This window comes from Streptomyces curacoi, assembly GCF_001513975.1.
GTDB classification, from domain to species: domain Bacteria; phylum Actinomycetota; class Actinomycetes; order Streptomycetales; family Streptomycetaceae; genus Streptomyces; species Streptomyces curacoi.
In genome coordinates this window covers 1-25334 of record NZ_KQ948001.1, presented here as the reverse complement: position 1 = coordinate 25334, position 25334 = coordinate 1, and the positions used below count along the sequence as shown (strand labels likewise).

Annotated in this window: 25 protein-coding genes; 12 read left to right on the top strand and 13 right to left on the bottom strand. The window is 69.5% G+C overall.

What is annotated here, in order from left to right:
* Nucleotides 1–403: 403 nt before the first annotated feature.
* Nucleotides 404–769, bottom strand: coding sequence for a hypothetical protein (locus tag AQI70_RS36385; RefSeq protein ID WP_062156726.1), 366 nt, complete (start codon nt 767–769; stop codon nt 404–406).
* A 217-nt stretch (nt 770–986) separates the two neighbouring features.
* Between AQI70_RS36385 and AQI70_RS36380 the strand changes: the two genes are divergently transcribed.
* Nucleotides 987–1952: an AraC-like ligand-binding domain-containing protein gene (locus AQI70_RS36380; RefSeq protein ID WP_063801666.1), complete on the top strand. Its 966-nt coding sequence runs from the start codon at nt 987–989 to the stop codon at nt 1950–1952.
* 1100 nt (nt 1953–3052) lie between these two features.
* On the opposite strand, the gene AQI70_RS36370 is transcribed toward AQI70_RS36380, so the two are convergent.
* Both AQI70_RS36370 and AQI70_RS40985 read right to left on the bottom strand, forming a co-directional pair.
* Complete coding sequence (locus AQI70_RS36370; protein WP_159042762.1) at nt 3053–3652, bottom strand: hypothetical protein; 600 nt, start codon at nt 3650–3652, stop codon at nt 3053–3055.
* A gap of 371 nt (nt 3653–4023) precedes the next feature.
* Entirely contained in the window at nt 4024–4449 is a 426-nt protein-coding gene (locus AQI70_RS40985; protein ID WP_425264658.1) for a DUF6153 family protein, read from the bottom strand.
* A 216-nt stretch (nt 4450–4665) separates the two neighbouring features.
* Here AQI70_RS40985 and AQI70_RS40535 point away from each other — a divergent pair, with 216 nt between their 5' ends.
* Both AQI70_RS40535 and AQI70_RS36360 read left to right on the top strand, forming a co-directional pair.
* A complete protein-coding gene (locus AQI70_RS40535) occupies nt 4666–5160 on the top strand; it encodes a DUF6153 family protein (RefSeq protein ID WP_341845975.1) in 495 nt (164 codons plus the stop codon).
* A gap of 446 nt (nt 5161–5606) precedes the next feature.
* Complete coding sequence (locus AQI70_RS36360) at nt 5607–6131, top strand: DUF4396 domain-containing protein (RefSeq protein WP_062156733.1); 525 nt, start codon at nt 5607–5609, stop codon at nt 6129–6131.
* Nucleotides 6132–6203: 72 nt separating this feature from the next.
* Here AQI70_RS36360 and AQI70_RS36355 read toward each other — a convergent pair whose 3' ends face one another.
* Nucleotides 6204–6740, bottom strand: coding sequence for a hypothetical protein (locus AQI70_RS36355; protein WP_208607515.1), 537 nt, complete (start codon nt 6738–6740; stop codon nt 6204–6206).
* The gene (locus AQI70_RS39395; RefSeq protein ID WP_159042761.1) at nt 6737–6886 is read right to left on the bottom strand and encodes a hypothetical protein; all 150 of its coding nucleotides are present in this window, start codon (nt 6884–6886) and stop codon (nt 6737–6739) included. Before AQI70_RS39395 ends, AQI70_RS36355 begins: the two co-directional genes overlap by 4 nt.
* Before the next feature lie 100 nt (nt 6887–6986).
* On the opposite strand from AQI70_RS39395, the gene AQI70_RS36350 reads away from it, so the two are divergent.
* Together AQI70_RS36350 and AQI70_RS39390 are read left to right on the top strand one after the other, a co-directional pair.
* Nucleotides 6987–7556, top strand: coding sequence for a TetR/AcrR family transcriptional regulator (locus tag AQI70_RS36350; RefSeq protein WP_062156721.1), 570 nt, complete (start codon nt 6987–6989; stop codon nt 7554–7556).
* 162 nt (nt 7557–7718) lie between these two features.
* Entirely contained in the window at nt 7719–8135 is a 417-nt protein-coding gene (locus AQI70_RS39390; RefSeq protein ID WP_159042760.1) for a hypothetical protein, read from the top strand.
* 143 nt (nt 8136–8278) lie between these two features.
* On the opposite strand, the gene AQI70_RS36345 is transcribed toward AQI70_RS39390, so the two are convergent.
* The 4 genes from AQI70_RS36345 to AQI70_RS36330 all read right to left on the bottom strand — a co-directional run bounded on the left by AQI70_RS36345 (nt 8279) and on the right by AQI70_RS36330 (nt 11250).
* Nucleotides 8279–8668, bottom strand: a complete 390-nt coding sequence (locus AQI70_RS36345) for a hypothetical protein (RefSeq protein ID WP_208607514.1) — start codon at nt 8666–8668, stop codon at nt 8279–8281.
* A 17-nt stretch (nt 8669–8685) separates the two neighbouring features.
* Nucleotides 8686–9126, bottom strand: coding sequence for a protease inhibitor I42 family protein (locus AQI70_RS36340; protein WP_062156719.1), 441 nt, complete (start codon nt 9124–9126; stop codon nt 8686–8688).
* A gap of 17 nt (nt 9127–9143) precedes the next feature.
* On the bottom strand, nt 9144–10760 hold the full coding sequence (locus tag AQI70_RS36335) for a WXG100 family type VII secretion target (RefSeq protein WP_062156718.1): 1617 nt from the start codon (nt 10758–10760) through the stop codon (nt 9144–9146).
* 64 nt (nt 10761–10824) lie between these two features.
* Nucleotides 10825–11250 carry a WXG100 family type VII secretion target gene (locus AQI70_RS36330; RefSeq protein ID WP_159042759.1) on the bottom strand — a complete coding sequence of 142 codons (426 nt, stop codon included), beginning with the start codon at nt 11248–11250 and terminating at the stop codon, nt 10825–10827.
* Nucleotides 11251–12076: 826 nt separating this feature from the next.
* Here AQI70_RS36330 and AQI70_RS36325 point away from each other — a divergent pair.
* Both AQI70_RS36325 and AQI70_RS36320 read left to right on the top strand, forming a co-directional pair.
* A complete protein-coding gene (locus AQI70_RS36325) occupies nt 12077–12391 on the top strand; it encodes a hypothetical protein (RefSeq protein WP_062156716.1) in 315 nt (104 codons plus the stop codon).
* 475 nt (nt 12392–12866) lie between these two features.
* Nucleotides 12867–13466, top strand: coding sequence for a hypothetical protein (locus AQI70_RS36320; RefSeq protein WP_159042758.1), 600 nt, complete (start codon nt 12867–12869; stop codon nt 13464–13466).
* A gap of 434 nt (nt 13467–13900) precedes the next feature.
* Here AQI70_RS36320 and AQI70_RS36315 read toward each other — a convergent pair whose 3' ends face one another.
* Nucleotides 13901–14245, bottom strand: a complete 345-nt coding sequence (locus tag AQI70_RS36315; RefSeq protein ID WP_425264656.1) for a helicase associated domain-containing protein — start codon at nt 14243–14245, stop codon at nt 13901–13903.
* A 374-nt stretch (nt 14246–14619) separates the two neighbouring features.
* On the opposite strand from AQI70_RS36315, the gene AQI70_RS36310 reads away from it, so the two are divergent.
* From AQI70_RS36310 to AQI70_RS40735, 4 genes are all read left to right on the top strand, one after another.
* Complete coding sequence (locus AQI70_RS36310; RefSeq protein ID WP_159042757.1) at nt 14620–15885, top strand: AAA family ATPase; 1266 nt, start codon at nt 14620–14622, stop codon at nt 15883–15885.
* 133 nt (nt 15886–16018) lie between these two features.
* Complete coding sequence (locus AQI70_RS36305) at nt 16019–17725, top strand: Mu transposase C-terminal domain-containing protein (protein ID WP_425264657.1); 1707 nt, start codon at nt 16019–16021, stop codon at nt 17723–17725.
* Nucleotides 17722–18465: an AAA family ATPase gene (locus AQI70_RS36300; RefSeq protein WP_062156712.1), complete on the top strand. Its 744-nt coding sequence runs from the start codon at nt 17722–17724 to the stop codon at nt 18463–18465. Before AQI70_RS36305 ends, AQI70_RS36300 begins: the two co-directional genes overlap by 4 nt.
* Before the next feature lie 14 nt (nt 18466–18479).
* Entirely contained in the window at nt 18480–19589 is a 1110-nt protein-coding gene (locus tag AQI70_RS40735) for a hypothetical protein (protein WP_279616772.1), read from the top strand.
* Nucleotides 19590–19621: 32 nt separating this feature from the next.
* Here AQI70_RS40735 and tpg read toward each other — a convergent pair whose 3' ends face one another.
* A complete protein-coding gene (gene tpg, locus AQI70_RS40980; RefSeq protein ID WP_079051633.1) occupies nt 19622–20179 on the bottom strand; it encodes a telomere-protecting terminal protein Tpg in 558 nt (185 codons plus the stop codon).
* 401 nt (nt 20180–20580) lie between these two features.
* Between tpg and AQI70_RS39385 the strand changes: the two genes are divergently transcribed.
* Entirely contained in the window at nt 20581–21507 is a 927-nt protein-coding gene (locus tag AQI70_RS39385; RefSeq protein ID WP_159042756.1) for a hypothetical protein, read from the top strand.
* A 138-nt stretch (nt 21508–21645) separates the two neighbouring features.
* On the opposite strand, the gene AQI70_RS36285 is transcribed toward AQI70_RS39385, so the two are convergent.
* Both AQI70_RS36285 and AQI70_RS40525 read right to left on the bottom strand, forming a co-directional pair.
* The gene (locus tag AQI70_RS36285) at nt 21646–24318 is read right to left on the bottom strand and encodes a DEAD/DEAH box helicase (RefSeq protein ID WP_079051632.1); all 2673 of its coding nucleotides are present in this window, start codon (nt 24316–24318) and stop codon (nt 21646–21648) included.
* A gap of 313 nt (nt 24319–24631) precedes the next feature.
* A complete protein-coding gene (locus AQI70_RS40525) occupies nt 24632–24835 on the bottom strand; it encodes a hypothetical protein (protein ID WP_062156730.1) in 204 nt (67 codons plus the stop codon).
* Nucleotides 24836–25334: the final 499 nt, after the last annotated feature.

Here is a 25334-nt window from a genome sequence, read left to right as displayed (position 1 = left end):
GTCGGGTCGTGGCGGTGGTGAGGGTGTGCGGGACCTTCGTCCTGCTCACCCTGCCGGCCGCCTTCGCCGCTTCGTCGTGTGCTTCGGGCATCTGCGGTTGCCGCCCTGCCGGTAGGGGCCTGGCGCATGGCGTGGGTGTGCCGGACGGGCTGGGTAGCGGCCGGCCCGAACCGGGCAGATGGGCGGCGCGGACGCTGCCGGGGACCGGGGCGTGCTCGCCGGTGTTGCACGCCGGGGCTGGGGGGTCTGCGTCTTGGGGGTCAGCCGGTTGAAGCGGGACGTCCAGCGCGTGGTCCGGCTGTGGCTCGAAGGCTCTCGCAGCTTTTCTTCTCGCCCATCGCGCCGCAACGGGTCCGGCCCTGCCGCCTATGCGGCGGGGCCGGAGCCCAACGTCATGTGTTTTCTAGCAGGCGTCGATGTACCAGACGGGTCGCCAGTCGCCGTGTGCGTCGGACGAAGGGGCGCCCGGGGTGGTGTAGATGAGCTTCTTGTTCTTGTCGTACATGCGGGCTTTGGTCCCGGCCGACTGGTTGTTGTACCAGGAACCGCCGCTGTTCAGCCCGTCGGGGATCTCCTGCATGTAGCAGTCCTTGAACTTGAAGGCCAAGTCCTTGAAGTTCGCCTTCTTGTAACCGCAGAAGTAGTACTTCGGGCAGTCGGAGGGCGCCGCGGTCACCTGTGACTGTGCAGAGGCGGCAGGGGTGAGCATGCCGGCCAGGCCGAGTGTCGCGGCGGCCGCTGTCAGGCCGAACTTGTGAAGGGTCCGCATGAGAGGTCTCCAATCTGACGGGAGCCGTCGGCTCGGAGCCGATGGCGCCATCCGAGCCTGCCCGTGCGCCTCCCTTTTCGTCGTGCGCAGGCAGCGCACGGTGCTTGGCGTGCAGCGCACATCTCGATTGACGTGGAAGCTTCTTTCGCCGGCGTCAGCAGCGGCCGGACACTCTGGGTGACCACCAGCACCATCAATGACGCCACGGGGAACTGTCATGATGACCGTCCTGGACACCACCTGTCTGCCGCCTGCCGAGAGGACGACCGCCTGGGCGGAAACCACCGCGCTCGCCTTGGTGACCACCCGTTTGAGGTTCCCCGACCCAGCGAACTTCGGGGCCCGCATAGCCGCCATGACGCTGGGTCCGGTGCAGTTGTCGGCGATGTCGTACGCACAGCTGGTCTCCTACCGCTCCCCGCGACTGATACGCCAGTCGGACCCGGAGCTGTATCAGATTGCTGTCATCACCTCGGGGCGGCAGGGCATAGAGCAGGCGAGGCGCAGCGCCCTTCTGGGGCCCGGTGAGATCGTCTTGTACGACAGTTCCCGGCCCTTTACGGCGTCTGCGGAGGGTCCGGGCAGTTGTGGATCCCTGCTTCTTCAGTTTCCCCGGTGTCTGATGCCGCTCCCCGATCACACGGTCGCCCCCTTGTGCGGAACGTCCCTCGGGTCGGCGAGCGGGGTGGGGCATGTCCTGCGCCAGGCCCTGACCAGCCTGACGGAAACCGATTCCGACCTCAGCGCCTACGACCGGCGCAGGCTCGGCTCGGCCGCTATCGATCTGGCCGCGGCGGTCATCGCTCACCGCGCGGACCGGGTGTCCTCGCTGCCTCCGGAGAGCCGGGCAGCGATGCTGTTCCACCAGATAACGGCGTTCATCATTCAGTGCTTACACGATCCCGGCCTCAAGCCGGCTGCTGTCGCGGCGGCACACAGCATCAGTCCGCGCTACCTGCATCGTGTCTTCCAGGTGCACGGAACCACTGTGAGCGACTTCATCCGGCAAGAGCGGATGGCCCGTTGCCGAAAGGACCTGGCGAATCCTTCGCTCCATGCCACCCCCGTCAGCGCGATCGGAGCCCGCTGGGGATACCCGAAGGCCTCCGATTTCAGCCGGGCCTTCCGTACGGCGACAGGTATGACACCTACCGAGTACCGGCGCATGTGCGGAACGGGATGACCCTGGTGCAGGGGAGGACGTGCTGCGGCACACGGGCACGCCCGAACGGTGAACCCGTTCGGTATTGCCTCGTCTCTGTCGTGGTTGCCTTGTCGCTGTCGTATTCGGGGGGGCAGGGGGCGGACGTACCTCCGGGTGAAACCGTGCACCCGCTCGCGGGTCTTTGCGACGTCGGGTGGCAGGCCGAACGCAGCGTGGACGTCTCGGCCGGATGGGTTTGTGGCGGGCCTTTACCTGAGTGGGTAGTAGGGCCGCGGCGACCTGGACAACGTCAGCGACGCGGTACTCCTGCGCCTGTGCCCCGCCGCAGGCCCGGGCCGCCTTGTGGGCCGACCGGAGCGGCTTCGCAGCGGCTTCGCCGCGGTCCCCTCCGCACTGGTGCCTTCGAGCGTCTCGTACGAGAGCAGGGCCTCGTCCAGGTCCGTGGTCGGCCACACCGGCAGGATGGGCGGACCGACGTCGGCGGGCACATCCAGCAGGACGTGGCGACGCTGCACCTACGGACGCGGCTGAAGGTCCAGGGAAGCCCGCCGCAGGGTGGGTCAGGATGTCGAACGCCGCGTACGTCGCCGGATGCTGGTCGGCGAGCTGCTTCGTGCGGCGGGGGCGGGTCAGCGCGTGGGACTGCACTGCGGCGAAGTTGATGTGCATGCTGCCGTCGTCGGCGGCGGCGTACACCACGGGCCTTGCCGTCCGGGATCACGCTGGGTGGCAGGCTCATGGCGGCCACGGCCAGGTCCATCCAGAGCGCGGTGACGTCGCGGCCTCGCGGACCTGGCCGGCGCCTTTCCCGGCATCGCCTCCGCGGCCAGCGAACTCGGTGAGCACCTTGTGCTGGACGGGGAGCTCGTCGTGCCGACGAGGGGCGAGTGCACTTCGGGGAGTTGCAGCGCCGTGCTCGCCGCCGGGGCCACAGCCCAGTCCAGACTGCGGCGAACACCCGGCCTACGTGATCTTCTCTGTCAGGTTCAGCGTGTTGAGTGACGCTGTGTCTGATAATTGATCTTGCGGTGGGTCGGGGTGAGTTGCCGGGTGCGGCGTGGGAGCGGACCTGCTGGCCGCGGCTTGTCTCGGGCAGTGATCGGGCCGCGGGGTGGGGATCAGTGCTGGTGGCCGTCTTGGTGTCCGGGTTTTTCGGTGGGGTCGGTGCTGCTGGTGGGCGTGGTGGGCTGGGGTGTCGGATGGGCGGGTGCGTTGGGGCCGGTGGTGCTGCTTCCTGTGCTGCCATGCCCTTCGTCGGTGCCCTTCTCGGTGATGGCATCGCCGTGGCTGTGGCCGCCTCCTGGCTCGCTCACGCTGGGGGCGAGGTGGCGCAGGCCGGCGAAGGTGAGGGCGGCGGCGACGAGGACCGCCAGACCCATGAGACCGAAGATGCGCCGCCACGGCGTCTTGTCCTCTTTCAGGACGTAGGCGACGAAGGACAGGACGATGCCCAGCGGGATGAGGACGGAGCATCGGTCGGGGAGATCGGCGAAATGCTGCATGCCGCCGCTGAGCATGCCGAGGCCGAAGGAGAGCATGGTGGAGGTTGCGAGCATGCGCAGTGTCTTGCCCAGTGCGGGTTTCTCTGACGCCAGGACGATCTCGTTGAGGACGGTTGCCACGAGGAACACCGCCACGCCCGCCCCCGCGATCATTGAGTAGCGGGTGGGGTCCATGGGGTGGTGGACGACGGCGCCGCTGATGAGTCCCGCGCCCACGTAGTAGCCGACGTAGCCGAGGTAGCGCCATGACAGGGGCGGGGCTTTCGGCCTCCTCCGGCTGTGCGGGGCGGGCGACACAGACGGGGCAGGGGCGGTGGCGGTAGTGGATGAGGAGGGCAAGGGCTGGCCTTTCGTGGTGAGGCTGGACGGCAGGGCGCACAGGGCTTGGCGCCCCTGGGCGCGTTGGGGCGGCAGGAGGCCCGTTGGCGAGCAGGTCAAAGCGGGGCGGGGTGGAAGAGCGCGCCCGGGCCGGCCCTGGGCTGGGGCCGTGGCGGGCGCCGGCAGGGCGCCGCCGGGCATGGCCGAGCAGCCAAGAGGCGGGCGGGGGCGGGTGTGGGTGATGCCGACGGATGGACGGCGCGCGCCGGCTAAATCCGTAGAACCGTTGAATCCGGCACCGAGGCAGGCGCCCGTGGGACGGCAGCTGGCGCGGTGATCAGCCTGACGGCATGGGGCGGCGGCTGGACCGCTTCCAGCGGAGCCTCGCGTGGGGCGGGCAGGTCGACGCCTTGCTGAGGCTGTCCGGACACGCACTGGTGAGCCGCATGATCGGACCCGGGCTCGTCGTGGTGGTCGCCGGACCGTTCGTCCTCGTGGGAAGTGGACCGGTGGTGGCTGTGCTCGATCCCAGCGGGCTCTTGCGTGTGCACCGTCACCGGGCCGGATGCCCCCGGGTGAACATGGCCTGCGGCGCCCTCTGCGCTGACACCGTGTGTGTACACAAGTGCGAAGAGCAGCGTGGCCAGCCCCAGCAGCCGCCACGGACCCGCTGCACGAAAGCGGGACCGCAGCATGCCGAGGGTGGGCCGGGCCGCAACCATGCCGCAGAGCATAGCCGCAGCCGGAAACTACGACCGGTCACCGGCTTCCCGGTGGAGGGATACAGGCGAGGAGGTGTCCGGGCCCACCGATTCACCCGGCGGTGGTGAGCGGTCCTGCCGCCGTGCCGCCCACTGGCGGCGTAGGCCCGTTGCGACACCAGTCACGCCACGTGACCGTACGGTGGGCGTGTGCCCACAGGCATTGCATCGAGGAGCCGCCCGGCCGGGCGGCTGTTTGTGCTGCTGGTCCTGGCGGTGCTGGGCGGAGTCCTGGGCATGCACGCCCTCGCTCCCGGTGGAGCACCGGATGCGCACACGATGGTGACGGCTCACCCGGGTGACGCAGAGCATGTGAGCGCGGGCTGCTCGCACACCGGTGAGGGGTCGGATCACCTTGATCATGCGGAGGGGACGTGCGCGGCGGCCGGGATCGGCTCGCTGTACGCGTCGCCTGCGCTGGTCGAGGCTGTGGCGGACGTGCCCGTCGTGTTCGTCCTGTCTGTTGACGTGCCCGCGTCGGCGGAGAACGGCCGGGCGCTGCCCGGCCTGTCTGAGCTGCAGCTTCTGCGGTTACAGAGCCGCCCGCGCGGCACCAGTGTCCCGGCGATGGCCGGTGAGTGGTGCCGCGCTCGCGGACACCCTTGGATCCGTCAGTCCTGCGCGGTCTGTTGTGGTCGCGCGTGAAGGAGTTGCGCCGATGCGCAGCAAGCGTTCCCTCATTCGCCGTACCGTCGCGGTTTCTGCCGCCGCCGTACCGTCGCGGTTTCTGCCGCCGCCGTACCGTCGCGGTGACTGCGGCCGGCGCGGCCGCGCTCGTCCTGGCTGCCTGGGGCGGCAACGGTGACAGTTCGGCGAGCTGCTCGGCAAGGACTGGCCTGAAGGCTGACAGCGCGGGGCGGGCGCTCAGTGTGCCCGCCTCGCGCGGGCGTGCCCACTGTGTGACCGGGAGGCGCCTGCGGGCGGCCGGCCCCGGCACCGTCCACGAATCCACCGACGCCGTACGCATCCGCCCGGTGCTCCGCCGGCTTGTCGCAGCACAGGATCACCAGTGGTGGAATACCCCCCAGGGGTATATGGTTGGTGTGGGGGCCGGGAACGGGCCACACTGGACGGGAATGGGGATGAAGGTCATGGACCACACCGCTCACCACGCCGGCACCGTGCACGACCACGCCGCGCACGAGGGTCACACCGGCCGTGAAGGCCGCGGCGGGCCTGCCGGAGCGTCCTGGAGTACGGCGGCGAAGGCGACCCTGCACTGTCTGACCGGGTGTGCCATCGGCGAGATCACCGGTATGGCGATCGGCACGGCCCTGCTGTGGGGCAACGTCCCCACCATGGCGCTGGCGATCGGGCTGGCCTTCCTCTTCGGCTACTCGTTCACGCTGTTCGCCGTCCTGCGGGCCGGCCTGAACTTCAAGACCGCGATCAAGGTGGCGCTGGCCGCCGACACCGTCTCCATCGCGGTGATGGAACTCGTCGACAACGCGATCATCGCCCTCACTCCGGGTGCGATGGACGCCCACCTGGACGAGGCACTGTTCTGGGGTGCGCTGCTGGGCGGCTTCGCCGTGGCGTTCCTGGTCACCACCCCGCTCAACAAGTGGATGATCGGTCGCGGCAAGGGCCACGCCGTCGTCCACGCCTACCACTGAACTCACCAGCAGCCGCCGAGCGGCCGGGAGCCCCTGCCGGGGACTCCCGGTTGGCCCGGGACCAGGTGAACGTCACGGCGTGGCCGGGCGCGGCAGCGGACGTTCGCGCTGACGGCGGCGCCCGTAGCGGGTCATGCCGCGCGGTTTGAACACCGACAGGGCGGCCGCGGTCACCAGCGCCACGACGGCGGCGGCCGCGTCCGCGATCAGCTGGATCCGCATTCCCTCCAGTTCACCGCCGGCCAGGGAAGCCCGGGCGGCGGCGTCGGCGAGGTGGCCGGCCGGCTGCATATGGACCAGCAGCAGCACGGTGGCGAGCACGGTGATCAACAGCTTCGCGATCACCCAGTAGTGCCGCCACAGACCCCACACCGTGCCCAGCGACTGCACCACACCGGTCACCAGCGTGAGTCCGGCCAGCGGCACGATCACCGCCCAGCCGGTCAGCTCCATCGCCACGTACGCTCCCCGGACCGTCTGGGGTGCGGAGCTGACCAGCCCGGCCACCGCGAGCGCGAGGAACGCCGCGACGGCGCCGAGCCAGCCCAGGGAAGCGGTGACGTGCACCGTCAGCGCCGCTTTGCGCAACCACGCGGGAAACGCGCTCACGGCGTATGCCCGGCCATGCCGCCCCCGGCCAGGTGGACGATCACGAACACCGCCACCAGGACCACGGCCACCGTCGCGGAGACTTTCACCCACCGCGGTGCCCGCTCATCGTCGGGCACCTCGGGGCGAGGGGGCGAGCCGGACATGGCGACCTCCAGGGTTCGACGCGCAGACCCGATTTTTCAATACACAGTGTCTCCAGCGCGGCAGAGTGTAGCCAGTCGGCGACATCCGTATCCTTGAGGGGTGCCGAAACTGTGGAACGAGACCATCGACGCGCACCGCCAAGCGGTACGTGAGGCCATCCTGGACACCACGACCGAGCTCGTTGAGGGCGGCGGTCTGCGCTCGGTGACCATGTCGCAGATCGCCGAGAAGACCGGCATCGGCCGCGCCACCCTGTACAAGTACTTCTCCGACGTCGAGGCCGTACTCCTGGCCTGGCACGAACGGCACATCCAGGGCCACCTGCATCATCTGGCCAAGGTCGCGGACCAGCCCGGCACGGCCGTCGAGCGCCTGGGGGCCGTCCTCGCGGCGTACGCGGAAATCGCGCGCCGGCGCCACGGCGGCGAACTGGCCGCTGTCCTCCACCAGGGCGAGCACGTCAGCCACGCCGAACATCACCTCGCGCAGCTGATCCAGGGCCTGATCGCCGAGGCGGCTGACAGCGGCGACCTTCGCAAAGATGTTCCGCCCGTCGAGCTCACCCAGTACTGCCTGCACGCGCTGACCGCCGCAGCCGGCCTGCCCTCGACATCTGCCGTCGGCCGGCTCGTCGACGTCACCCTGCACGGCCTGCGCCCGAACGCCTGACCTCGGCCGCGCACCCGCACCGCCCGTTCGGGCCCGCTGCCCCGGGTGCCGGCTGTCCTGACAACCGGCAGGCCGGGGACAAGCTCCTCCGCGACCGCCTCCAACGCACCCCGCGCGTCACCTCGGTGAGCGCTCACTGCCTGCTGCACCAGCCCGCCGGCCGTGGAACCGAGCACCGCCCCCGTCGTCCTGGACGCCACTGACGAGATGCCCCTCGCCGTCCCCAGCTGCGATGGACACGCCCCACTCACCGAACTGCAGGCGAGCACCAACCTGCCGGAATCCGCAGTCAAACGACCTCTGGACCGCCTGCGGTCCACCGGAGTCCTCTACCAGGACGTGCAGTTCGACCACGAGCTTCTAGGCCACGACGTCGTCGTCAAGCTCTGGCTCACCGTCGCCCCCAGCCTCCCTCGGCGACGTCGGCATACCCTCGCCTTCCATCCCGAGGTGCGCATCGCTGCAGCCACCACCGGCCATTGGCCGCTGACGTGGAACCGGCGCGAAAACCCCATCACACGATGGACAACGAAACAGCCTCAAACCCTGTCCATGACTTGTGATTTCGTAGGCCCATGACCGGGCCTGCGGGCAGCTGCGTCACCGGTCGCGCGAGGCGACGCCCAAGGGCCATTCCACCCCCTCAGCCTGCACCTTGGCGCCGCCACCCTCATATGCCACCGCAGCCTCACCAACTGAAATGGACTCCTGAGGCACTGAGTTCAGCGGGCGGCGCGCTCCCGGGCAGTGCGGCGCAGCCCGATGAGTTCGGCGACCGCCTCCAGCCAGCGGGCCACGACCTCGTCGCCCTCCACGGGCTGGGCCACCGACGCGGCCGCATCCAGCCAGCCGCGCACCAGGTCCGAGGCCGTCGGCTCGGGCAGCAGCTCCGGCAGCCGGGCGGTGTAGCCGGTGCCACCGCTGCGGACGGTCCTGCCGAGGAATGCCACCGAGCGGGGCTGGACTCCGAGGCGGTCGAGCGTGACCGCGGCGCCCACGGCTCCGTCGCCGAACAGGGCGCTGCGACGCGGGCCCCGGGCGCCGATGCCGTAGCGCAGGAGCATGGCGACGTCGGCCTGCGCTGACTCTTCGTCGGTCTTGCTGGGGTTCATCGGTGCTTCCGTTCCGGTCATCGCACGGTGACCGTGTAGATGAAGTACGCCGGGTCGTTGCCGGGGCTGCCCGTCGCGGTGCGGTCGTCGCCGTCGGGGCAGTCGCCCAGCACGCAGTAGCTCATTTTGATCTTCGTGGTGCCTGCGGCAACGGCCTGAAAGGTGAAGGTCTGCGTACCATCCCCACCCCCGTCGGCACCGCCGTCGCCCCCGAAGTCGTCCTTGCGGCCGCCCTCCTGGCGCACGGTGGCACGGTCGGGACCGGGGCGCACGATGCTCCAGTCCTGGCCCATCGAGGGGTTGGCCGGGAGCGTCAGCTCGAACACATCGCCCGCGTCCACCTCGATGGACCGGTCTTCGGCCCCGAACGTCTCGGAGCCGAAGATGCCGCACCCGGACAGCATCACGACCGTCAGCGGCAACGCCAGGGCGGTGGACAGGCGGTGGCTGGGCTTCACAGGGATCGGCCTTCCGTTCACTGGGCGGGCAGGTGGACGCCGTAGGCGTCGGGCAGGTCCTTGTCGGAGGCCTTGTCCATGTTGCCGTTGACGAAGTCGTCCTCGCTGACCCACGTGGTCGTTCCCCAGGGGTTGTAGACCTGCAGCATGTCGCCCTCCTGACCGATGATCATCATGGAGTGGCCGACCCGGTCGCCGTTCTCGTCCTCGCCCTCGACGCCGATCGGCACCGGTCTGCCCTCGGCGACGGCCCGCTGGATGTCGGGCAGCGCGTCCCGGCGGTCGTCCGCGCTCCGGATCTCCTGGAACTCGTACTCGCCGCCCGTGTGCGGACTGATCTCCTTGGTGGAGATCTCGGTCTTGCCGTCGTTGTCCATGCCGTCGGGTGTCGAGCCGAAGGGGAAGTCGTACGCGTCGTTGCCGTCGCCTTCGTCGTGCATCCGCAGCTGCTCCTCGCGCAGCCGCTCCCGAAAGGCGCCGGGGTCGTCCTCCTGCCCGGACGGGCCGCCGGTGAGTTCCAGGGCGTACACCGGATCGACCATGGCGCGCCCGGTGACGACGGTCGACGGCACGCAGGTGTTGCCTTCCTGCGACCACCTCTCGCCGTTGAACATCTGCTGGTCCGTGTTCTTGTTGGCACCCTCGTAGGGGCCACTGCTGTGGACCCCCTCATCGGCCATGCTGTCCCCGGCCGTGGTGACCGGAGTCAAGTGCCGCTGCAGCCAGTCCGGGTCCTTGCCGTGGATCTTGTCGCGGAACTCGCCGACCTCCTTGACGTCGTACCCGGCGGCCAGCGCCTTCACCAGATAGGCCCGTTCCTGCGGGGTCTTCGCCTCGGCGAGCATCCGCTCGAACTCGGCCTCCTCGCGGGCGTCGAGGCGCTCCATCGCGCGGCCCGAGCGCTCCAGGTCGTTCGCGGTCAGCAGCTCGTTCATCTCCGCCGGGCCGCCGGAGCCCGCGATGTCGGCGAGCACGAGGCGGTCCGCGGCGCAGATGTTGTCGGTCTTCATCTGGCCCGCCCGGGCCTCGGACGCCAGCTTGTTGAGGTCGCGCGCCGCGGCCCGCGCCGCGTCGTCGGCCACCTCCGCTGCGGTGTGCATCGCCTTGGCGCCTGCGGCTGCGATGCTGCGGGCCCGCAGCCGCTCCGCCTCCTCGGCGTCCTTCTCCACCATGTCGTCGAAGAAGCCGTCCTCACCGCCGAGCATGCCGAGCGCCTCGCGCAACTGCTCGCGGCCGCCTTTGTCCTGGGCCTTGGCGTTGGTCAGCGCGTCGGCCAAGCGGTACAGGGCGCCGGCCGCGCCGCTGAACGCCTGCTCCATCTGCTCGGCGGAGCGGGCCGCCGCCATTACCACCTCGGACGCCCGCGCCCCGGTGCTGCCCACCCAGGCGTCGGGCAGACCCTCGCCCGCGACCTTCAGCACCCGCCGGTGCACGTCGGCGACATCGTCGATCTGTTTGCGGTAGGTCTTGGCGAGACCCTCCAGGACCCCGGGTTCACCGACCGGCGCCAAGACGCCCAGGGCGTTGTTGATGGCCCCGACCAGATCGTTCTTGCTGCCGGCCGAGGAAATGGAGCCGTGATACTCGGCGAGCTTCTGGCGGCGGTCGGTGGTGGATTCGCCTGCGTCAGGCATGACGGTGCGGCCTTCTGTCGTGGTGAGGGCAGGAGTGTGGACTCGTACGCGCTACGAAGGACGCTCAGCCGAAGTCGGACAGGCCGCGCGGCGGCGTCCCGGACGCGGGCATGGTGCGGTAGCCCGGCACGGGAACATCCCCCGCGGGCGCGGGCATCGTCGACACACCCTCACCGCCGGCCGCACTCATGCCCCGGATGGAGGCGCGCTCGGCACCCTGGTAATTCGCCTTGGACAGCCGCACCTTGTCGGCCAGTTCGTGCAGGGCGCTCTCCAGGACCTTGGCCTCTGCCTGCCAGTCACCGGCGAAGTTGTCGTAGGCGGGACCCGCGTCGGAGCCGCCGAGTGCGTCCCAGGTGTAGCAGGCGGTGTCCTTGACCGCCCTGGCGATGGCACCGACGTCGTCACCCGCCGTGTCGAGTGCCTGCGCCTCACTGTCCATCGCGCTCGTCTGCAGACGATAGCCCCCGGCGTGCCCTTGCACGGTCATGTCCGGCCCCCGCTTTTGATGATCTTGAGGGCGCAATGTAGCAGGGGACGGTGGCATGAACACAACGACCTTCACGCCCCCGCGCACAACAGCGGGCTGAGGACCACGACCAACTGACGAACACCGCGACGCACGCCGCCCGCAGACCCGGCAACCGGCACAGACGGCGACACCGCCCACAACGCTGTGACGCCTACTCCAGAGCCCGGTAAGAGCTTTGCCTTCGTCGACTGGCCCTCGTCACTTCCGGCCGCAGGGAAGGGCAAGGTCGGCCGGCCCGAAGGATAGGGAGAGCGCAGGACCTGCGGATGGACGGGGGGAGACGGTGGCGGGCGCGGTTCTACGCCGTCGCGCCACCGCTCGCCGTCGCGGCGGTCCTGCACGCGTGAGGCGTGGACCGCGTCGACGACATGGGAAAAGCGATCGGCGTGCTCGCCGTGCCGCTCGGTCTGCCGCCGCTCCTTTGTCACCGCTTTGCGCCTCCAGCAGAGCGCAACGGGTACCGGTGCGGCACCGGAAGACACGGCTGATGCCTCAGAGGAAGCGATACGGCACCAGTGAGAGGCGAGGACAGAGGTGTGGCGGCTGAACTACCCGCACCCGCTGCCGACTGCCTGGTCCGCCGCCGACCCCGAAACGACGGTGGACTGGGTGTGTGATGCGAGACCCGCTGCCAGCGGCCCCTCGAACGGAACGGATCGATAGGCCGCCGGACCAGAGGGACTCGAAGGTTCAAGGGCTCCGGCAACGACATCCAGGAGGCCATCTTCCACCGTGTCCCCCCACGACCCTGGTTGCCCTGGGCGAGCCCGGCTACGGCAAGACCATGCTGCTGGTCCGGCTGCTCCTGGCGCTGCTCGACCCCCCACACCGCGAACCCGGCGGTGCCGCGCCGGTCTTGTTCGCCTTGGCATCCTTCGATCCGCTGAGGCAAGATCTGCACACCTGGATGACCAATCAGCTGATCCAGGACTATCCGGCACTTGACGCCCGCGCCCCCGGCGGTGCCCTCGCACCCGGCCGACGGGACCATACGCCGGCCCGAGCACTGGTGGAACACCGCCTCGCTCTACCGCTGCTCGACGGCCCGGACCAAGTGCCCGATGCTCTCCGACACCACGTGTTGAACTCGATCAATTGAGGTGTTCAACGCCAAGGCGCCACTCGGCCTGACCAGCCGCAGCGCCGAATACCCTCAGGCCCCCGCCCAGCAGACTCACTGAGCTCCCTTTGGCCCGTACCGACCGACAGTGGAATCACACCCCAATACCGGTACACCAAGAGACCTGGCCAATAAGCGGATCCGTGCGCCCTCGACCCGGCTACGCGATGGGCATCCGATCCTGCGCGTAACCGTCACGGAAGCGCGGCCACAACCCTTCATTTGGCCGGCAAGCGTTTGAGTTAGCCCCTTGAAACCTGTCCCAGGGATCAACGAGCCACCGTTCCAGTCAGATAGTAGCCGGCGCCCGACGAATTGGGTGGATGCGCATGCAATGCCGCATCATGCTGTAGAGAATTTGATGTGACGGGGAAATATGGGACGCGGTCAGCCAGAGAGCATTGACGAGAAACACCAACGCTGCCTGGAGGCCTACGTGGTGAGGGCCCGCCCCGTGGAGGAGCACTCACTCGCGGCTGACTGGGATGCTCTTCTGGCGTTGACCCAAATGAAGATCAAGGTCTGCTTCAACGATGGGGAAGTGCAGAACCGGTATGAGCTTCCGCCCGAGGAGGCGGTCGAATCTGCAGCGGCGCGCCTCACGCCGATCCTTCCGGAGAAAGAGAACTGCTTCTATATGAAGGCGCTGGCAGCACTGGGCTACATCTGTCAAAAATCGCCACAAGATACGAAGTGGACACGGGCTGCACGTGCTGAATGGCGGACAAGGGTAAACCCCTCCACGCGTGAAGACGCCGACTACTGGGTCATGGTCCCTAACACAGCCACAGGTGAGCACCACGATCTCGACGCCCACAGGCTGGCCATGGCTCGGATTTATGGCGATGTGGTGCACCACGATCCGGAGCAGCGACAGGAAGGCGATGCCTTCGGACTGCTCGACCCGTTTCGTGCGGCTGCGCCACTTGTTGCCTCGTCCATGGTCAGCACGATTGAGCTACTGAACCACATCCGAGCCCTGAACGAGACTAATCTTTCGCAACTCCAGCAGGAGATCTCCGAAGAGCGGGTCGCCCTGAAGTCGACCGTGTAGGAAGAGACCACCGAGGTGTTCTTCGCTCCCGTCGGGGCAGAACCCCCATCCCTTGCGAGCGCCCCGACGCCCGAGGGGTGGCTCCCGCTGAGCAAGGCAACGGACCTCTCGCTCTTCCAACACCGCTTCGCGGAACAACCTCTCAACACGCAGCGTTCACCGTCCATGGAACTCCCATCACCTGAAGAGATCGAAGCCGCCCGCTCATCCAAGAGCGGCTACAGCAGAGCACAGCTCGCCGCCAGGGGGCGTCCCATGGCCTCCACCGAAGGGGCGGAAGGACGAACTGACCGAGCGCTGGAAGGCCGCACGCAAGGACGGCGCACCGCCACCCTTGCCCCGTCCGACCCCGGCCGACCTCGTACAGGAGACGCTCAACTTCGGCTGACCCGACGACAGCGGTCCGGACAACCCCGCGGCCCGTCCCCGCACCGTTACGCCCACCGCATGCCAATCCTCGACAGCTGCTCGATCCGTTCCGGCGAGAGCGTCGCGGCCCTGCTCCGCTGATTCCCGATCCATGCCCCGAGCTTGATAGACCGCTCCTCCTGCTCCTTGCCGTCGCTGCCGATGACCATCCGCTCGACATGCTGCCTCGGCACGCGAAGATGCCCTTCACGCCCGTAGAACTGCTTCGCCGCCGCCAGGTTCAGCGCCCACGTGTCGGCCTGTGTACGGCGCGGTCGCGGCTTTTCGTCCTCGGTGGCGGGCTGGATGCCGAGGACGTGCTCGCACAACCACTGCTGGACGCCTGTGAGTTTGCCCCAGCCGAAGCGCACCGACCTCACCCACCGCCCAAGATCCTCGCCCTGGCGTACGACGTCACCCGGCTCAGTCGGCAGCGCACCGCCTTCCTCCAAGTGCAGCCGGGTGTGATTGGGCGTTGGGGTGGCATTGGGTGGGCGTCAGCGGGCTCGTGATGTGGGTGTCCTGGTAGCGGGGTCCAGGACGGGTTTGTGGTCGCTGTCATGGGGTGACCAAGCAGCTGTTGTGGTGTGGCTAGCAGGTTGGTTGCTGGCTGTCATGGGTTTCGCTGTTCCTGTGTGAGGGGCTGGCGGGGTCGGGTGGGCTGGCCGGTATGACGGTTCAGGGGGGTCCGGCGGGTGGGGCCGGGGCGGGGTCGGCTGGTGGTGTGCCGGCCGGGGGAGTGCCGTTGGCGCGGGGTGTGGTGGTACGGCGGCTTCTTGCGGTGGATGGGGAGGGGACGCTGTCGCGGCTGCATGTGCGGATCGCGGCGGAGCTGGCGGGTGTGTCGGAGCGGACGGTGTGGCGGTGGCTGGCCGATGGGCGCCGGGGTCATGTCGGGGCGCGGCCGCGGCAGGACGGGTTTTCGCTGAGTGACGCGTTGTGGGAGGTCCTCGCTCAGGCGGGCGGGAACGTCGCGGAGTTGCGGCGCAGGATGCTCCGGGCTCAGGAAAAGGGGGTGTTGGAGGGGTGGGGTGCGCAGTGTGTGCCCTCGCTGCCGACGTTGCACCGGGTGATCAAGCGGGATCTGGGGGCGGGCCGGGTTCTTGAAGTGGCCCGTCCGGCTGGGGCCCGGGTGGGGCTGGAGCCGAGCCGGTATGACCGGGCGCTGGCGGATCTGGGGCTGGTGGACGGGGCGGGGGGTCCGCTTGTTGTCGATGGTTCGCCCGCCGACGTGCCGGTGCCGGAGGGCGCCGCGGATGCGGGTGTGCGGGGCGGCGGTGTGCGGTTGTACGTGCCGGGGGCTCGGCTGGTGTCCACACGGCAGGTGGCCGCTGTGGCGGAGGCTGTGGGGCATACGGTCGCGGCCCGCGGGATGTGCTGTGTGTACGGGGATACGGGCCTGGGGAAGACGGTCGCCGTCGAGCAGGCGTTGCAGCTTCTGCCCGGCCGGGTGCCGGTGTGGCGGGCGGTGGCCGGCGTGGCACCCGGTCTGCCGCAGCTGCGGGCCTCGCTGTGTGAAGCGCTCGGGCTGCCGTCGGGGGCACTGCCGCACCGGGCCGGGCCGGCCAGCCAGGCTCTGACGCGGGCACTGGCCGAGCCGGGTGTGCTGTTTGTCGATGACGCCCAGCGGCTGACGCCGCCATTGCTGGATTGTCTGCGGCAGTTGTGGGACGCGCCGGGCTGTGCGGCGGCGCTGGTGCTGTGCGGGGCGGGATGCGAGCGGGCCCTCGCCCGTGCTTCGGCGCTGCGCTCGCGCGTGCTGACCTGGCACCAGGTTGGCCGGCTTGATCCGTCTCAAGTGCCGCAGACGCTGACTCTGTTCCATCCGGTGTGGGCGCAGGCGAACCCGGAGGACCTTGCGCGGGCGGACGAGCAGATGGCGCGCGGCAATTTCCGCACGTGGGCGAAGATCACGTCGCATGTCTACGCGGCCCGCGAGCGCGGCCCCGCAAGGCGTGTGGACCGGGAGCTGATCGAGCAGGCCTGCGCGCGTCTTGGCCCCTACCCGTGACGGTCCGGAAGGCGTGTTCATGAAGCGGACGAGGACGAAGGGGCGTGGCGTGGACGGGCAGTCGCTGCCGCCGCCGGATGATCCGGCTGGTGTTCTGGGTGAGGGTGCCTTGACGGCGTTGCGGGCGCCGGCGGTGCGTCGTCTGCTGGCGCTGCGCGCCGAGCGGCGGCTGTCGCGGGAGCATGTGCGCCTGGCCGGGGAGTGCCTGGGGGTGTCGGAGCGGACGGTGTGGCGGTGGCTGGCTGAGGCCTCCCGGTCGCCCCGGGCGGCGATCCGCCCCGGGGAACGCAGCGGTGAGCGGTTCGAGGTCACCAGGGAGATCCGGGTGCTGCTGGCGTACTGGCACGGCAACGCTTCCGCGGTCCACCGCCAGTTGGTGGCCCGGGCCCAGACCGGCGGCCGTGAAGAGCAGCCGACGGCGGCGTCTGACTCCGCGGCTTCTCCCGCGGGCGCCCCGCCGGCTGCGGTGCCGTTGCTGGACCCGGTGCCGTCGTTGTCGACGTTCCTGCGCGCGGTGCGTCGTGATCTCACTGCGGGGGAGCGGGCCGGTCTTGCCGCGGGACCGGATGCGGCACGCGCGCATGACGTCTTCGGCAAGCGTCCTGCTTCCTGGCGCAATCACGTGTGGGAGGCCGATCATGTCCAGGCACCTGTGCTGGTCGATGCCGACGGTGACCTGGTGCGCCCGTGGGTGACCTGGTTCATCGACACCGCCACCAAAGTCATCACCGGCACCGCGGTCACCCCTGGCGTTCCTTCCCGTGCCTCTGTGCTGGCCGCGCTGCGCGCCGCTGTGCTGCGTGAGGAGCCCTACGGCCCCGCGGGAGGGACACCGGAGCAGGTGCGGGTGGACCGGGGCAAGGACTTCCTGTCGACCACCGTCACCGCAGCGTTCGGCACGATGGGCGTGACGGTGAAGGACCTTCCCGCTTACAGCCCCCATCTCAAGGGCACGGTGGAAAACCTCAACCGAGCCGTTGACCGGATGCTGTTCGCGGCCCTGCCCGGCTACACCCTCACCCCCACCAAGCCCCGCTCCGGCCGGCGACGCAAAGGCGTGGGCAAGCCGGAGACGTCCGGTGCCATGTCGTTTCAGGACTTCACCGCGGAGGTGCTGACCTGGACACACTGGTGGAACACCGAGCACCGTCCCAAGGCGCTGTCCGGCCGTACGCCGCTTGAGGCATGGCAGGCCGATCCGACTCCCGTCACGGACGTCCCCGCCGCCGACCTGTGGACGTTCACTCTGGAGGACGACGGCCGCCCGCGGAAGCTGACCAGCCACGGCGTGCGGTGGCGCGGGCGCACCTACATCGCCCCCTGGATGACCGGACAGGCCGGCCGTACCGTCACCGTGCGCTACATGCCGCACCACGATCACGAGATCGACATCTGTGACGCGAGCGGCAAGTATCTCGGGCCCGCGCACCTCGCGGACGCGGCCACCCCCGAACAACTCGATGCCCTGCGCACAGCCCGTGCGGAGCGTGCCCGGCGTCTGCGTGCCGAGGTGAAAGCCGCCGAGGCGCTGCGCCGACAGCGCTTCGCCCCGGCCACTACGGCTGGGCCGGCCCAGAGGCTGGGAGCCATCACCTCCGCTCAAGCCGGGCACGAACTGGCCGCCGTCGAGCACACCGACGCCTCGAAGCTGGCGATGCCGGACGTCATCCCGCCCGCCGCGCCCCCGGCCGACTGGCGCACCCCGGCTTCCCTGGCCGCGCTGACCACGCCAGGCCCGCCCGTCCGGCACCCGTACGGCCGTGACGGCGCTTACGCCCCGGACGGCCCGGGCGGGCGGGCCGCACGTCCCACCACCGATGAAGACGGAGATGCCTCGTGACCGCGGCCACCTACCAGTACGTCGACCTGCCCGATGCGTCCGTGGTCACCACCCGCGCCCTGCTCACTGCCCGGGAGAACATCACCGACACGGTCGCTGCCCGCGCGATGATGTGCATCCATGGCGGCGCCGGCTTCGGCAAGACCCTCGCCGTCAACACCTGCCTGCGCGCACTCGAACCCGGCGAGGACGTCCGCAAGATCACCTTCCGGGCCCGGCCCACCGCCCGCGCGGTGCGCTACGAACTGTTCACCGCCCTCGACCTGGCCGGCGAGCCACCGCGCCACCCCAGCGAATTCGACCGCCTGCTGAAAACGGCCCTGGCCGAACGCCCCCGCACCTTCCTCGTCGACGAGGCCCAGTGGCTCAACGGGGAGGCGTTCGAATACTTCCGCTACCTGTGGGACGAGCCCTCCACTCAGCTCGCCATCATTTTCGTCGGCGGGGAGGGATGCCACACCGTGCTGCGCCGCGAACCGATGCTTTCCTCCCGCATCTTCATCTGGCAGCACTTCACCCGCCTCACCCCCAGCGAAGTCCTCGAGGCCATCCCGCTGTTCCACCCGATCTGGGCCGACGCCGACCCCGACGACATCACCTTCGCCGACAGCCACGCCGCACACGGCAACTTCCGCGCCTGGGCCCAGCTGACCGCCCACACCCGCACCGCCCTGGCCCGCACCGGCCGCCCCCGCGTGGACCAGGAGCTGCTGCGCTGGGCGTTCAGCCGCCTCGCCTGACCACCGCGTTCGCCATGCCGTTCGCCGTGCCACCACCCGTCACCGTGGTCATCGACCGCCATGACGACGCGATTCACACGCACACCGCCCTGGCCGCCCACCATCCGCTCTCCGGCCGGATTACCCTGCACCCCGGCCCGGGCACCACCAGCGAGACCGGCCTCGCCCACGACCTTCTCGCCGCCTTGGGCAAGCCGCCCCTGCTCCCGGGGCGTTTCCCCGGCGGCCGCCAGCCCGCCTGGGAAGCCGCCACTGCCTGGATAACCGCCCTGCCCGTCACCCGGCTGACCGTCCTGCGCGCCCACCGCCTCACCGCCCGCCGCACGATGCGCCTCCTGCAGCTACAGGCCCTCACCGGTATCCACCTGACCCTGGTCTGCCACCGCCCGCACCTTTCCGCCGCCCTGCACCAGGCCCTGCGGACGGCCGACTACTCCCTCACCGCCGACTTCGAGGCCGCCCGCCGCCACTACTACGGCACACCTATCGCCGAACCCCCGCCCCCAGACGAGCCCACCGGGCCGGCCAGCCGATGGCTCACCCTGCCGGCACTTGACCGCCTCGTCTCCTACGACAGCCCCCGCCCCTGCGCCACCCCGTGCACCCCGCCCCCGATCGCCTGGCGGCACCGCCCACCGCCCGCTCCTCTCACCGCGCACACCGCGCAACGCGTCACCCACCGGCTTCACACGGCGACCGCACATCCCCGCCTCGCCGCGGCTCTTGCCACCGCGCTGTTCACCGGCGCCTCCCTCCAGCAACTCGCCACCGCACGCCCCCGCGACTACGACGACGCCGCGGCCACACTCGCCCTGCACGACCGCGCCCGCTACACCGACGGCTGCGCCGCCCACCCCGTACCGCCCTGGGCAGGCGTCTTTTTGCGGGCTGCGGCCTGCTTCACCCGACTTGTATCCGGCGAGGACCAGGAGCTGCTCGCCGCGCTAGGTGACCGTGGGCACCTGCTGCGCGTAGCGGAGACGGCCAGACTGCGCCCGCCACAGCCGCCCGCAGCCCGCCGCAAAGGCCCGGTCGGCCGTGTGGAGTGGGACTGGCGCGAGCGGCAGGAAGCTGAGAGGTACGAAGCGATGCCAGCCAGTCGCGTCAGGCCCTCCCGACGCTGAACGCCCTGACGTGGTTACGCGACGGAGCAGGCTCAGCCGATCGAGAAGTCGGCGAAGTCGACGTCACTGAAAGAGACCTGCAGACCATGGGCCCGGCGACCCCATTCGCGAAAGTAGGCGTGCCCCAGCGCACGGGCGAGTATCACCGTCTGCTGCTGCTCGCCCGCGCCGGCATCCCGGGCGGCGAACAGCTCGCGGGCTACCTCTCCCGGCAGGGCCTGGGTGATCCACCGCACCCGCGGATCGTCCGAAGACCCTGCTGGCGCGGCTAACCCGAATCGCGCCCGGGTATGGAAGACGAAGCCTTCTGCCTCGGCCTGGGCACGCCGACGGGCCCGTATCCGGGGCTGCCACCTAGCCAGCACCGCTTCCTCAATCGCCCGAACCTGAAGCGGACCCGGTGGACGACGTGCTCCCGACTTCTTCGTTACCCACCGCTGCACAGTGCGCTGCGACACCCCTAGCACCGTGGCCACCCTCCGGGTGGAACCCCGGTGCGTCGTCAGCAAAAATCGCAGGCGGGCCTCAGCGCTTGAGGGAATGGGCCGGGTGCGCAAAGCGCGCTCAAGCCCCCGCTCGATCTGTCCCACGTCCGCCTCCCCAAGCGACCAGCCGGCACGGCCGGCGCCCCACAGTCCGTAGCGTCAGTTCTCCCGCATCGCCCGCCCCTGTCTGCCAGTTTCTGCATTCTCGGGACAGCGCCGGCTGACGCAGGCTACGAGCCCCTGGGGAGCACGGAGACAAGCTGGCAGCGTGGGTCAGGACGGACGTCGCCAGCGCCCCGGTGCTGTCCTTCGGACGCCGACCGGGAGCCCCAACATGAAGCACCCTGGAGCCAGGTGGAATGACGGCTATGGACGTGGGATCCCCTGCACCTCTTCGTTCACGCCAGCGGCCGACAGACCCTGCCCAGGGGCGGCGGAACAGGTCACAGCCATGGTGTCGCGGAATTCGCATGCTTCCAGCCATGTTGCGGCCTACCGTTTTCGCTGTGACGACAGATGCATGGCATGTGCTCAGCCGCTCCTTGCAGACGCTTCGCGAGGAATTCGACAACACCTACGCCCGGTACAACGGCCTTGCTGCGCCCGGGTCGCCAGGCTCTGTGGAACTTTGTGAAGACCGTGGTCTGGCGGGGGAGTGGGGGACCCGGCCGGTGCATGACGCGCATCTGGCCGCGATTTCGCCGGTCATGGCTGTTATGGATCACCTCGACAGCCTCGGTCTGCTGTTCACGTCGCCTGGCGGTCTGATGGCATCGCACACGGTTGCCCGGGGCGCGCTCGACATCGCAACCCAGCCCTGGTTTCTCCTTGAGCCGGGCATCGACGCCCGCGAGCGGGTCCGTCGCCATATGAACTACAGACTGCAAAGCCTGAAAGAGCAGTCACTCATGGTTGCAGACCTTGGGGCATCACCCGATGCCCAGCGGCATCTGCAACATCTGCGAGAACGCACCGAGCAGATTCTGCGTGCCGCCAGACACCACGGGTTCTCGGTCAAGGGAAAGATCGCGGATAAGTTCAGACCCTGCTACCTGGGCTCGTCACCAGCGCCCAGCACCACAGGCCTAGCTGCACAGATCGTTGCCCCGGGCGGCAGCCCTCTGGGCACTCTGTTGTGGCGGGCTACCTCAGCCGTCGCGCACGGGCAGGCTCATGGCCTGATGATGTTCTGTGCGGACGCGCCAGGAGCCCCAGGCACCGGACCCGAAGATCACTTCGTGTATCAGCAACTGCAGTTCAGCCCTCAAGAGGCCGCTCAACGCTGTGCGGGTGCTCCGCTGGCCACCCTGTCGATGCTGCGACGCCTTTACGCCCACTGCGGTTGGCCAGCCGACAACCTCGAGAGAGCCGGCAGCGAACTTGCTCGGGCTTGGCTGCACATCAGCGGCATGGCACGAGCAACCGCCGCCTGACCCCTAATGCTCTCCTCTGGGATGTCGAGGGCTCTGCCAGGAGGCAGTACCCGCTTGTAGCGGACGTCTTCACCAAGCGTGTCGACTGCCTGCCGCCGACCGGTTGCACGACGCTGACCGCTTCCCGCCCAGCGGCGCTCACGCCCATTCCATGCCCAGCTTCCGTAGGGCGTCCCGCTGGTCCTGTGCAAGCCGGCCCCTTCTCGATTTGGTGTTCGATACCCATACGCCCAGCTTGACGGTCACGGGCTCCGCTTCGCCGTCGACGGTGATCTCCTCGCTGTGGCCGCGCGGGACGGGCCGGTGGGTGCCTTCCCGCTCCACCCACTGGGTGAGGGCTGTCAGGCCGCGCTGGAAGGCCTGCTGTGCCTTGTTCGGCCCCTTTGTCGCGCGCTTGGCCGCTGGGGCGGGAGGCGGCGTCTGGAGCGGTTTGATGCCGAGCGCTGTGAGTCGCTGCTGCTGCTCTGCGGAGAGTTCCGTCCAGTTGCGGCGTTGCTGTTGGAGCCATGTGCCGATGTCGTCGCGTTCGTAGAGGACGCCGGGGGCGATGTCGGGCAGCTGGCCGTCGGGTTCGTCGGCGGCGAGGTCGGCGAGGATGCGGTAGTGGCGTTGCCAGTTGAGTGGCCAGGGGCAGTCCCAGTCGGGGTCGATGGCCGTCAGCTGCGCCGCACGCTGCTCCGCCCGTTTCGGGTCTTTGCCGAGGCCGTTCTTCGTGCCTTTGCGTCGGAGGTTGGCCATGTGCTGCCCGACCGGCACATCGATACCGTCGGCGGGGTCGGTCCACACGGCGTCTTGGCGGGGGGCGAGGTGTCCGGTGGCCCGCCGGTACGAGCGGAGCGCGGCGAGCTTTGTTTCCCATGCCTCTTCGCCGGGCTCCCACACCATCCCGGCCTCGGGCGCGTCCAGCAGTTCCTTGCGGTGCGGATCGAGCTCACCCGCCCGCAGCGTCTTGCGCTGCTGGTGCACCCACCGCCCAAGCGGGAAGTCCTTGGTGACGCCCACCTCGACCTCGGTGTCGTACGGGACGGCGTGCAGGCCGGTGATCTGGTTCTCCCTGCGCCAGCGCAGCAGGGCCTGGTAGCCCTCCAGCCAGGCCAGGGACTCGGGCCGGTAGACCCGGGTGCGGAGGAAGGCGGCGATGGTGGCGGCGTCGCGTGGGCTGGAGAAGTGCAGCAGCGTGGACTCGGCAGCGCCGTCGTTGTGCTCCTGGTCCTCGCCCTCTCCCTGGCCGCCGGCCCCGATGATGTGCCCCTCCTCGTTGCGCCGGACGTGGATCTTGCGCTGGCCGTGGGTGAGGGCGCGGGAGGCGAGCTGCTCGACCAGGCGCTCATCGTGCGAGCGCAGGCCCTGAAGGACGGCTACGAGGGGGCGGAACGAGGCGCTGGCGACCATGTCGGTCGGGTCCTCTCCGGGCTGGAGGAAGACCGGCACGATGATGCGCGCGACCTTGGTGGTGCCGTCGCGGTTCAGCCTGAGTGCGCGGCCGATGTTCTGCACGATCTCGACCTGCGAGCCGCGAGTGTCGGCGAAGCAGATCGCCTCGACTCCTCGCTCGCCGGTGATGTCCACGCCTTCCCCGAGCACCCGGACCGAGGCGAGGAATGCCCGGTGCACGCGCCGGTTGTCCGCGTCGATGCCGTTGGCGAACTGCCGCAGCACCTCACGCCGCTCACTGACGAGGTGGTCGCCGCACAGCCACGCCGCCCACACCCGGTCCGGCGGGACGTGCCGGCCGGCCTCCAGCTCGTAAAACTCCGCGTCGATCGATGACTTCGGCAGGGCCTCCGCCTTCGCCAGATCCTCGTAGGAGACGTCGTTCACGTACAGCTCTGCCGCCGTCTCGGGCAGCTTCTCCGCGAACGCGGCGGCCTCCTCCACCCGCTGGTGGAACGTCATCACGGTGCGCAGGTTCCACTTCGCGGCGTGCTCCAACAGCGCCGTCTGCAGGAGCGCCATGCGCCGGCCCCGCAGCGCCTCGTCCGACTCCCCGAAGACCGGGGAGGGGTCGCGGATCTCCAGCACGTCGATCTCGAACCCGGCGAGGATGCCCCGCTCGATCGCCTCAGAGAGCCCCAGTTCGGCCAGCCACGGCCCGTAGGTGGCGGAGTCCTGGCCCATCGACGCGAGCACCAGTTCCTGGCCGTCCGCGCCCTTCTGAGGCCGGGGTGAGGCGAGGATGCGCGGGGTCGCGGTGAGGTAGAGCCGGAAGTCGGCGGGGATCCGCTGGTTGTCGTGGATCGCGGCCCACGGCCGACCAAGATCACCTGCGGTTCCGTGGGCTTCGTCGATGATGGCGAGGTCGAAGCCTGCCATCTGCTGTCCGTAGAGCCGCTCTCCGCCCGCCAGGGCGGCCTCCAGCGGCCCGCGGACCTTCCGCTGGCCCTCGGGTGCGTCGATGTCCTCGCGGTCCACGAAAGAGGCGTACGTGGCGAACACGACGACCGGCCCTGACCCGGCCCACAGGGCGAGCTGGATCGGGTTGGTGGTGGTGCGCACGCCCAGCTCGTTGAGCACCGGGTCGTTCTCCAGCGAGCACACCGCCACCATCGGGGCCCGGTGGCCCATCAGGCGCCACGCCTGGGCGGTCTGCACGAGCAGGTCCAGGGTCGGCACGGTCACGAGGATCCGGCCGTCCCGGAAGCCTTCCAGCGCGCACGCAGCCGCTGTGATCGTCTTGCCCGAACCGGTCGCTGACACGATCGTGCCCCGAGCACCCTCCGGGGGCACAGATGACCTTGCAGGAAATCCCACCCATTTTCGAAAAGCCGCCTTCTGGTCAATCTGGTGTTCCTTGAGCTGAATACCCGGCATTTAGAAATCCTCCCCTAACTCGTTTCCTGACCGCTTCGGGAAATCACCGGGACGGCGTGAAGGGCGGGACTGACACCGTACCGTCCTCGCCCACCACGACCCGCTCGGCGAGCTGCGCCAGGACCTGGGCGGGCATGAGCCCGGCCCGATCGGCCGCCGCCCGGATCAGTCGGCTGGGCGCGGCAGACAGCCACAGCTCCGCCCGCAGCTCATCCGCCTCCTCCCGACGCCGCGCCTCAAAGGCGGCCCGGGCCGCGAGAGCACCATCACGCCGCTCTTCACGCTCCTGAGCCCACTTGGAGCATTGGGCGTCCTACTCCGGCTCGTACGCGCCCCAACCGCCCTGAGCCATCAAGTCCCTGACGCGCTGCCACTCCACATGCTTTGCCGCCCAGATGGCAGCCAGCCGTTCCGGGTCCGTCTCGAACTCGGAGAAGGAACCGCCTCGCCTCAACTGCTCCGCTGTCTCACGCTCCCGGGCAGCAGCCTCCGCGACCTTGTCCGCAACGGCGGCCATATCGAGGCCGTTTGCCTGGCGCCTAACCTGATCCCGTGCCACATCCTGAGCACTCCAATGCGGTTTCCTTTTTCCTGTCACCGAGCTTCGGACCGGCCCTGGTGGGTGGTTGGGGTGTCCTGTGTTTCCGCCAACGGTACATGCTGCATCAACCTGATGCAGCCACTACACTGGAACCCGACACGAACGAGCGACCCCCTCCCTCGCAGCCAGCCCGGCCCGCGTTAGCGGGCCCCAACGGTTCTGGAGGCGCAGCCGGAAGGACCGCCAGGCGGGGGAGCGCAGCGGACCCGCCTGCCAGGCTGGAGCGAAGCGGAGGCCTGGTAGCGGGACGCAGTCCCGCCGGTCCGGGAGCGCAGCGGACGGACCGTCACCCCTCTTGCGCAGCAAGAGGGGTGACGGGTGGCGTAGCCACCCGCCAGCGCTCACGCTCCGCGTGAGCGCAACACCCGCGCGCAGCGCGGGTGTTCGCTTGCGCATCGCGCAGCGATGCGGTACC

Excerpts from the sequence above, each read along its gene's own strand:
- AQI70_RS36385 (WP_062156726.1), bottom strand. The coding sequence starts at position 769 with ATGCGGACCCTTCACAAGTTCGGCCTGACAGCGGCCGCCGCGACACTC.
- AQI70_RS36380 (WP_063801666.1), top strand. The coding sequence starts at position 987 with ATGATGACCGTCCTGGACACCACCTGTCTGCCGCCTGCCGAGAGGACG.
- AQI70_RS40985 (WP_425264658.1), bottom strand. The coding sequence starts at position 4,449 with ATGCTGCGGTCCCGCTTTCGTGCAGCGGGTCCGTGGCGGCTGCTGGGG.
- AQI70_RS36360 (WP_062156733.1), top strand. The coding sequence starts at position 5,607 with ATGGACCACACCGCTCACCACGCCGGCACCGTGCACGACCACGCCGCG.
- AQI70_RS39395 (WP_159042761.1), bottom strand. The coding sequence starts at position 6,886 with ATGTCCGGCTCGCCCCCTCGCCCCGAGGTGCCCGACGATGAGCGGGCA.
- AQI70_RS36345 (WP_208607514.1), bottom strand. The coding sequence starts at position 8,668 with ATGAACCCCAGCAAGACCGACGAAGAGTCAGCGCAGGCCGACGTCGCC.
- AQI70_RS36335 (WP_062156718.1), bottom strand. The coding sequence starts at position 10,760 with ATGCCTGACGCAGGCGAATCCACCACCGACCGCCGCCAGAAGCTCGCC.
- AQI70_RS36330 (WP_159042759.1), bottom strand. The coding sequence starts at position 11,250 with ATGACCGTGCAAGGGCACGCCGGGGGCTATCGTCTGCAGACGAGCGCG.
- AQI70_RS36325 (WP_062156716.1), top strand. The coding sequence starts at position 12,077 with ATGCTGCTGGTCCGGCTGCTCCTGGCGCTGCTCGACCCCCCACACCGC.
- AQI70_RS40735 (WP_279616772.1), top strand. The coding sequence starts at position 18,480 with ATGCCGTTCGCCGTGCCACCACCCGTCACCGTGGTCATCGACCGCCAT.
- AQI70_RS36285 (WP_079051632.1), bottom strand. The coding sequence starts at position 24,318 with ATGCCGGGTATTCAGCTCAAGGAACACCAGATTGACCAGAAGGCGGCT.
- AQI70_RS40525 (WP_062156730.1), bottom strand. The coding sequence starts at position 24,835 with ATGGCCGCCGTTGCGGACAAGGTCGCGGAGGCTGCTGCCCGGGAGCGT.